Annotated in this window: 9 protein-coding genes and 3 pseudogenes; 7 read left to right on the plus strand and 5 right to left on the minus strand. The window is 56.9% G+C overall.

The genetic code is table 11. From position 1 onward, the window contains the following. Nucleotides 1-219: pseudogene (locus JCM25156_RS30200) on the minus strand (hypothetical protein); the annotation flags it as partial. Nucleotides 220-448: 229 nt separating this feature from the next. Here JCM25156_RS30200 and JCM25156_RS29875 point away from each other — a divergent pair. The 7 genes and pseudogenes from JCM25156_RS29875 to JCM25156_RS32600 all read left to right on the plus strand — a co-directional run bounded on the left by JCM25156_RS29875 (nucleotide 449) and on the right by JCM25156_RS32600 (nucleotide 4,357). Then, nucleotides 449-901, plus strand: coding sequence for a hypothetical protein (locus JCM25156_RS29875; RefSeq protein ID WP_162136444.1), 453 nt, complete (start codon nucleotides 449-451; stop codon nucleotides 899-901). A gap of 206 nt (nucleotides 902-1,107) precedes the next feature. Further along, nucleotides 1,108-1,251 (plus strand): helix-turn-helix domain-containing protein, encoded by a 144-nt coding sequence (locus JCM25156_RS27840; RefSeq protein WP_242402528.1) that lies wholly within the window; start codon nucleotides 1,108-1,110, stop codon nucleotides 1,249-1,251. A 93-nt stretch (nucleotides 1,252-1,344) separates the two neighbouring features. Next, nucleotides 1,345-1,704: an IS66-like element accessory protein TnpA gene (gene tnpA, locus JCM25156_RS27845; protein ID WP_007400224.1), complete on the plus strand. Its 360-nt coding sequence runs from the start codon at nucleotides 1,345-1,347 to the stop codon at nucleotides 1,702-1,704. Continuing rightward, nucleotides 1,701-2,048, plus strand: coding sequence for an IS66 family insertion sequence element accessory protein TnpB (gene tnpB / locus JCM25156_RS07155; protein ID WP_010510701.1), 348 nt, complete (start codon nucleotides 1,701-1,703; stop codon nucleotides 2,046-2,048). The genes tnpA and tnpB overlap by 4 nt, the downstream gene beginning before the upstream one ends. A 63-nt stretch (nucleotides 2,049-2,111) precedes the next feature. Next, nucleotides 2,112-3,721 (plus strand): annotated as a pseudogene (tnpC, locus tag JCM25156_RS22305) (IS66 family transposase). A gap of 239 nt (nucleotides 3,722-3,960) precedes the next feature. After that, nucleotides 3,961-4,056 (plus strand): annotated as a pseudogene (locus tag JCM25156_RS32595) (type II toxin-antitoxin system VapC family toxin); the annotation flags it as partial. Nucleotides 4,057-4,162: 106 nt separating this feature from the next. Further along, nucleotides 4,163-4,357: a type II toxin-antitoxin system VapC family toxin gene (locus tag JCM25156_RS32600; protein WP_407637113.1), complete on the plus strand. Its 195-nt coding sequence runs from the start codon at nucleotides 4,163-4,165 to the stop codon at nucleotides 4,355-4,357. Between the two features lie 185 nt (nucleotides 4,358-4,542). Here JCM25156_RS32600 and JCM25156_RS22315 read toward each other — a convergent pair whose 3' ends face one another. The 4 genes from JCM25156_RS22315 to JCM25156_RS29380 all read right to left on the minus strand — a co-directional run. Further along, nucleotides 4,543-4,953 (minus strand): invasion associated locus B family protein, encoded by a 411-nt coding sequence (locus JCM25156_RS22315; RefSeq protein ID WP_034958773.1) that lies wholly within the window; start codon nucleotides 4,951-4,953, stop codon nucleotides 4,543-4,545. Nucleotides 4,954-5,012: 59 nt separating this feature from the next. Then, nucleotides 5,013-5,702 carry an autotransporter outer membrane beta-barrel domain-containing protein gene (locus JCM25156_RS22320; protein ID WP_199898841.1) on the minus strand — a complete coding sequence of 230 codons (690 nt, stop codon included), beginning with the start codon at nucleotides 5,700-5,702 and terminating at the stop codon, nucleotides 5,013-5,015. Then, nucleotides 5,699-7,450 (minus strand): autotransporter outer membrane beta-barrel domain-containing protein, encoded by a 1,752-nt coding sequence (locus JCM25156_RS29880; protein WP_199898840.1) that lies wholly within the window; start codon nucleotides 7,448-7,450, stop codon nucleotides 5,699-5,701. Before JCM25156_RS29880 ends, JCM25156_RS22320 begins: the two co-directional genes overlap by 4 nt. Nucleotides 7,451-7,470: 20 nt before the next feature. Next, nucleotides 7,471-7,663: hypothetical protein (locus JCM25156_RS29380; protein ID WP_206777860.1), on the minus strand; the 193-nt coding region annotated here is incomplete at its 5' end.

The following is a 7,663-nucleotide window of genomic DNA, read 5'->3' on the forward strand; positions in this document are numbered from 1 at the left end:
CGGCATCGCCACGCAGTTCGCAGACCTGCCGGCCGGCCGTCCCGATCCGCCCCCACTGCCGCACCAGGCGGTGCCGCCGAACAGGTCGGGCTGCAGTGACAGATGGTAGAAGCGCCAGCAGTTGGCGGCCGGATCCACGCGCACCAGCGCCGCCGTTTCGGGGAACAGCGACAGCTGGCAAGGCGGCCGGACTGGGGCCTTCGGGATGCGTTTGGGCATATGATCCCGAAAAGTGTAACACATGTCCCCCGCCCCGGACAGGAAAACCGCCGCAATCGCGGGACAGGCCGGCCGGTTTCAGGTTTGGCCTGTTACACTATTACCCATAGTGTAACAAATAGCCCGTACAAATTTTTTCATACAACGAAATTCAGAAATTTTGGCGTACACCATTTACCAATTGGCGTACGCCATATATAACATTGGCATACGCAATATGGAGACCTTTATGGCACGCAAAAAAGCCGATGAAATAACTGCTAACCTTACTGATGGCGCATTTCTCACTACAGATGCTTTTCGGAGAGCCTCTGAAAGTATATGCAAGAAAATACATGAAGATAGCTTATCAATTTGTCTTGGCGCGTCGTCTGATATGCCACGATATTTGGTAGAAAACCTTACATTCTCCGATGACGAATTATACGAAGATGCCACTGATGTTTTTTTTGAAGACATTAGAAAGAGCGCATCTTGGAACGCCATTATTGCTCTTATGAGAGTAAATGATCAGCGATTTATTGTTAGTGCAGATGAATATGAAGATGCCATTATTGGTATCAGAATTCATCCGGACTTTGATCGGTCTGAAATTAATCGTTTCAAATCAAGCGTTTCAGATCGAGACAAAAAAATAGATAAAATATTATCGCTCGTCTCTGAATTAGCTTCGCGAGAATAGAAATTATAGTCTGTCCGGTAATCCATATTACCGGACAGGTTCGGGGCGTGAAGGGCTTTTGCGTTCACGTCCTCTGCGGCCACCCGACCCACTGCCACAAAAGGGCATCGCTGTCAGCACCCGGTCTCAACGGGGATCGCTATACAGACCAATGCTCCTGCAACAGCAGCATTGATTGGAAGATATCATTATGATATATAATAATCATGAATGTGACATCTGACCAGATCCGCGCGGCCCGAGCCCTGCTCCATCTTCCCCAGGAGGAGCTGGCCAGACGTGCTCACGTTTCGGTCGTCACCATCCGCCGCCTGGAATCACCTCGCACGGCAATCCGCGTAGCGTCGTAACCGGCCGTTTGAGGCCGCCTTATGATTGAGGATTGTGACTGGTAACTTACCGTCGTTAACGACGTCGTTATTGACGTCATTTGAGAGGTAAGAATGACCCAGGAAATCCTGATTGGCGTTGAACGCCGCCGCCGCTGGTCGGATGAACGGAAGCTGGCGATACTGGCTGAAGTTGGTGTGGATGGAGCAAGTGTATCGGATGTGGCACGTCGACATGACCTGACCCGCCAACATCTTTACCAATGGCGGACGTCATTCCGTCAAAGACTATCTTCCCCAGATCAGTCTGTGGCGTTTGTTCCTGTTGCTTCAGTGACGACACCTGCTGTGGCATCTGGCGGTGATCCTGACGAACTGGCCATAGTGCTGCGCAATGGCCGTAGTATCAGGGTGACGGGACATCCTGCCGAAGATCTTCTGGCCCGGGTCATCCGGATTGCGGAGACGGCATGATTGGCGTGGGCAACGGCGTGCGTGTCTATCTGGCCTGCGGGGTGACCGATATGCGCAAGGGCATATCGGGTCTGGCAGCACTGGCACAGGACGTGCTGCGTCAGAACCCGACATCAGGGGCGCTCTTTGCCTTTCGTGGTCGCCGTGGGGACAGGATCAAGCTTCTGATGTGGGACGGTCAGGGGTTCTGTCTTTATTACAAGGTGCTTGAGAAGGGACGTTTTCCATGGCCGTCTCCGGCAGAGGGCGTTGCACGCCTGACGACAGCACAGATGGCCATGCTGTGGGAAGGCATGGAGTGGAGACGCCCTTCCTGGTCTGCACCACCGTCTCGCGTGGCCTGATTTTTATGGCGTGAGAGTGCAGAACATTTTGAATTTTCTTAGGTTTTCTGCTATTTTTTCATAATGACGTCTGCACCTGCGGTCCTGCCTGATGATCCGGATACCCTGAGGGAAATGATTGTTTCCCTGCAGACCGAAGTGGCTCGGCTTTCTGCGTCAGCTCGTGCGTATGAAGCTCTTGTCCAGTCTCTCAAAATCCGGATCGCACGTCTTCAGAAACAGAAATTCGGGGCCAGTTCAGAAAAGATAGACCGTGAGATTGAACAACTCGAACTGCTCCTTGAAGATGTAAAAATCGCCATCGCGGCAGCCGATCCTTCTCCTGATATCAGGGAGCATGATGTCAGCGATGATGCACTCTCTCCCCCACGGCAGCGTGGCAAACCAAAGGTTTCTGACACGACACCACGGGAGCGTATTGTTCTCGACCCAGGTGAGGCCTGTCCTGCCTGTGGCGGTCCCCTGCGTCTTGTAGGCGAAGATGTCACCGAAATACTGGACTTTATTGCGGCAAAACTGAAAGTTGTCGAAACGGCACGGCTGAAGAAATCCTGCCGTCACTGCGAAACACTGGTGCAGCCTGAAGCACCGTCGCGCCCTGTCCCACGGGGGATGGCTGGCACCGGGCTTTTAGCCCATATCCTGGTCTCGAAATTCGATGACCACATTCCGCTTTATCGTCAGAATGAGATCTTTGCCCGTCAGGGTGTGGACATTCCCCGTTCAACCCTGATCGACTGGTGTGGTCAGGCCGTTGCCGTTCTGCGTCCTCTGACAGATCTGATCCGTCAGGATGTCGTAAAGGCAGACCTGCTACATGCTGATGATACACCCATGCAGGTTCTTGACCCCCGTCTGCGTCAGGCTGGCAAACCCCGGGGCGTGAAGGAAGGGCGGATCTGGAGCTATCTGCGCGATCCCCGCCCATGGGGAGGGAGTGATCCGCCCGCCGTGGCTACTGGTTCTCTCCCGATCGCAAGGGGATCAATCCCCAGACCCATCTGGCACAGTTCCGGGGCATTCTGCAGGCTGACGCCTACGCCGGGTTCAGGGATCTGTATAAACCAGACGCAACAGGAACCGTGCACGTGCGCGAAGCGGCCTGCTGGGCTCATCTCCGCCGGGCCTTCCATGATGTCTGGAAGGGCAGTGATTCGACAATCGCAAGGGAAGCACTTGAACAGATCGGAGAGCTCTACGATATCGAGCGCCAGATCACCGGACACCCGGCCCCGTATCGTCTGGCTGTCCGACAGGAACAAAGCCGCCCCCGTGTCACAGCATTCCACGCATGGTGCGAAACACAGCTTGCCCGTATCCCTGGAAAGGGGGAACTGGCAAAAGCGATCCGTTATGCGCTCAACCGGTGGAAGGCCTTTACCCTGTTCCTCGAAGATGGTCGTGTCGCCATCGACAACAATCCTGCCGAACGCGCCATACGGCCCGTATGCGTGGGGCGAAAAAATTATCTCTTTGCCGGATCCGACACCGGGGGCGACAACATCGCTGATGCCATGACGCTTATCGAAAGCGCAAAACTCTCCCGGCTTAATCCGCACGATTACCTCGCCGACGTCCTGGCCCGTATCAACGAGCACAAGATCAACCGGCTCCACGAACTGTTGCCATGGAACTGGAAACCCGTGAATACACTGCACAGACAGGCCGCATAATCAAGGCGGCCCAGAGCGGCCGGTTACGTAGCGTCACTCGCCACTGATACCATCCGCCAGGCCCTCGAACAGGCCGGTGTGGAATTCATCCCGAATGGGGTCCGCCGCCGACAGATCGGACCAGAAAAAGCCGTGCTCCTGACCCGTCTGCAGGCGATCAGCCGGGCCAGCGCCACGCGGCTGCAGGGGACTACCCCGCTTACTGATGAGGATCTCTACGACAACAATGGCCTGCCGACGTGATCGTCCTTGATACGTCGGTTCTGGTCGCCATCCTGCGTGGTGAACCGGATGCTGACGATTTCCTCGCCCGGATCGTCGACACCGATCGCTGCCTGCTCTCCAGCGTCAGTCTTCTGGAAACCAGCATGGTGCTGGCTGGGCGTAGCGCGTCTCCAGACGCGTGGACCGGCCTTGATCAACTGATACGAAGCTGCAGGAGTGGAGATTGTCCCGTTTTCCGCAGAGCAGGCTGCCCTGGCACGCGAGGCCTTTATCTGCTTCGGCAAGGGGCGGCATCCCGCTGGACTGAATTTCGGTGACTGCGCCAGCTACGCCCTTGCCAAGGCACACAATCTTCCCCTTCTCTTCAAGGGGAATGATTTTACACAAACCGATATCGCAACTCTAACCTAATGCACTATTTCCCATAGTGTATTATGATTACAGGACTTTTTCTTATCTTGCGTAGTCAGTCGTTAAACGCATCGGTGCCCCTGCTCCGAACGTGCCCTCAGTTTTAAGTTAGGGTCACTCCCCGGCAAATGCTGCAGGGGAGTGTGGAGGCATGGGTCAATTCTGCTTACAACGAGCAGTAATACTTATCTCTCTACGGTATTGAGCCTACGCACCGCTTTATCCAACCCCTTGTTGGACAGGGGGATGTTGATGTCCTGTCCGGATACGGCTGAGAACTTCACCTCTACCTTTTTGGCAGACTCAAGATCTCCCAGCTGTCTCTGATCCAGATTCAGCGGCACGAGACAACCGGCTGGCACGCAGGTGCTGAATGTCAGACCGGACCCGATCGTCCTGTCATCAGCTATCAGCGAAGACGCACCGCCCGGGAGAATATGTTCTGAGGAGGTTGCCAGACTTGGAGCAACCTCGTCCTTATGTTCCACAGCCTTGGGACTACTCACTGTCGCATAAGCGCTATTATAGAAATAGGCCGATCCTCCCGCAACACAAAGAAGTCCGGCCACTGAAAGGGCTGCAAGTTTCCTGTTCATAAACAACTGTACCTTATCTTCTGTTCCCCCTTCCCGTCACAGGAAGAGGGATATCAATCTCAGAACTTCAGACGGAAATGTGCGCGGGCGCCACTGTCCACAGACTGGTTACCATACTGGCCGACATAGGATATTCCGATATCGATCCGGTTGCTAACTTTTGCTGACAACCCTGTATCGATCACTGCGGCATCGATTGAGAGCGGCACGCCGGCGATGTCCATGTTGCCGCTGTTGGCAGCCGCAAACAGTTCATGTGTTGTGGGAATCGTCAGACCAAAGGCATGGCGATAGCCCAACGTCGCATGCGGCGTCAGCAGGAACCGGCCCGCCTGGAACGTCGAGGCCAGATGGACACCAAAGGTCGAGAACGTCACGCCCGTATCGATGCCCTGTCCACGCAATGCCGCGGCACCACCATGTTCCTGGAAACCATCCGTATGCAGGTTCACATAGGCAACATTGCCAAAGGGCTCGATCGTGGTGTTGCCCATATGGAACTTGTAGCCCAGCTCACCAAAGCCCTGCGCCGTTCCCCCCAGATACGCGCTGTTCAAGCGGTTCTGGAAGCCCTGGAACGCCACATTGCGACGGATGCTGATCATGTCCCATGTGTAGGTCGCACCCAGACGCAGGTTCAGATTGCCCCAATGTGTGCCAGCATATCCACCGACAGTTACATTGTTGCTGTGTCCCGAAGAACCTCGCCCGCTCCCGACATCGAACATCGAACGGCCATAGCTGATCAGGCCACCGACACGCCATGTATCGGCGACCGGCGCATCAGCCCCATGATGAACCCGGCGGTCGAATGATGCATCGACGCCGCATTGCCATCCCCCGAATTGCTGCCCAGGCTGCCAAAAGCTTCACCCCACATCACGGCCCGGTCCGAATAGCAATGGCCATCCGTCCGGCGCCGGTGCTTGAGGTCGGCCGTACGGATCGTGCTGTCCACGGGGCCGTCACAGTCAGCGGAAGCCAGCCGGTCAAACACTGCCTGACGGGCGAAGAAGCTGTCCTGGATCAGTGCCGTACGGGCTGAAGCATGTACTTCGCCCGAGAGGGCATCCAGCCCCTTGCGGGCACTGTTGCCGTTCAGCTGCTCCATCGCCTTCACGACCGAACTGGTGTCCGGGAGATCATCCAGTCCCCGTCCTGTCTCACGCTCGTTGCGGGTATTCCCCGCTTCCGAGAAGCTGGTGCCGTTACGCTGCATCAGCAGGTCCACATCATTGGCCGTATAGACCAGTGTCGGAGACATGAAGGTGTAGTCATTCACGATGTTCGTCGACAGGTTCGTATACTTGCCCGAGACACCCCCTGCTGCCGAAACCAGCGTGTAGGCTTCACCATATTTCAGTGCCGTGCCATCAGCCACATGGAAGTCGACCGTGCCACCTGAAAGGGCTGCCGCACCCGACACCTTCACCAGGTCACTGGTCAGCTGCTGATAGGACTGGTTATCCACCGACAGGCTTGTACCTGTCATCGTCGCGTTCCCGTCCGCAGCCAGGATCGAACCAGTCGCCATGTCCAAGGTGCCATTGACGTTCAGCGTACCGATTGTACCACTGCCAGCCGGGGAGAGAATGCCGCCAGCGGCAACATTCGTACTTCCAACCGTGCCCGTGCCGGAAAGGGTGCCCCCATTATCGACAGTGACAGCCGAGTTGGCCAAGGACCCATCAACATCCAGCATGCCGGCCGAAATATCGGTCCTCCCGGTGAAGGCGGAATCGTCTCCGTCAATTGCAACCGTGCCCGTGCCGGACTTCGTGAAGGAGCCATTCCCGGAAAGGGTATTGGCCAGGGTTCCCGAAGTGTCCTGGGAAACTTCCAGCGCAGCATTGTCCACAATGCCACCCGAACCGAAGCTGGACGTCGTGCCGACCAGGGTTCCGCCTGTGATTGCCGTGCCCCCACTATAGGTGTTCACGCCGCTCAGCGTCGTCCGGCCCGTGCCGGCCTGGGTCAGGCTGCCCGTACCATCAATCGTCTGCGCCATGGCAAACGCATTGCCATGGTCAATGGTCAACTGACCATTGTCATGGATCGCAGAACTGTCGGAAAGGCTGCCTGTCGTCCCGCCATCACCCAGCTGCAGCGTGCCGCCACTGATCGTCGTAGCTCCTGTGTAAGTATTCGCACCCGTCAGCGTCTCCGTCCCGCCAGAGACCGTCAGGCCGCCAGAACCGGACATGCCGCCGGAATAGGTGCTGCTGGCTTTGGTCAGGTCCAGCGTGCCGTCCAGCGTGCCACTGGCAGTTCCCGACAGAGAACCCGCCGTCGAACCCGCAGACGCCACATCGAACGTGCCGCCATTGGCCGCAACCGTGCCGTCAACCGTGTTGCCGTCCAGCGTCAGCGAACCGGCCGTCTGGGTCACATCACCCGAGACGGTGTTGCCCGCACCCAGCGTCATCGTCCCGCTGTTCGCCGCACTCGCCAGTGTCCCGCCCGTCGCGCTGAATGTCGCACCAGACGCATTCGTCACAGCACCTGCCGTCGTGTCGCTCAGCCTCGCCGTGCCGCCATTGTTCGCAACAGCGCAAGCGTGCCGTCTTCAGCCGTAAACGTCCCGGTATTGGTTGTCGTGCCAGCAACCGTGCCGCCATTGACATCCGTCGTCCCGGCAGTCGTCAGCGCACCCGCAACAGAACCCGGCAGGCTGAGGCCTGCACCAGACGCCACCGTCGTCACACCCGTA

The sequence above is a fragment of the Komagataeibacter kakiaceti JCM 25156 genome, assembly GCF_000613305.1.

Excerpts from the sequence above, each read along its gene's own strand:
- JCM25156_RS29875 (WP_162136444.1), top strand. The coding sequence starts at position 449 with ATGGCACGCAAAAAAGCCGATGAAATAACTGCTAACCTTACTGATGGC.
- JCM25156_RS27840 (WP_242402528.1), top strand. The coding sequence starts at position 1,108 with ATGAATGTGACATCTGACCAGATCCGCGCGGCCCGAGCCCTGCTCCAT.
- tnpA (WP_007400224.1), top strand. The coding sequence starts at position 1,345 with ATGACCCAGGAAATCCTGATTGGCGTTGAACGCCGCCGCCGCTGGTCG.
- tnpB (WP_010510701.1), top strand. The coding sequence starts at position 1,701 with ATGATTGGCGTGGGCAACGGCGTGCGTGTCTATCTGGCCTGCGGGGTG.
- JCM25156_RS22315 (WP_034958773.1), bottom strand. The coding sequence starts at position 4,953 with ATGAACAGGAAACTTGCAGCCCTTTCAGTGGCCGGACTTCTTTGTGTT.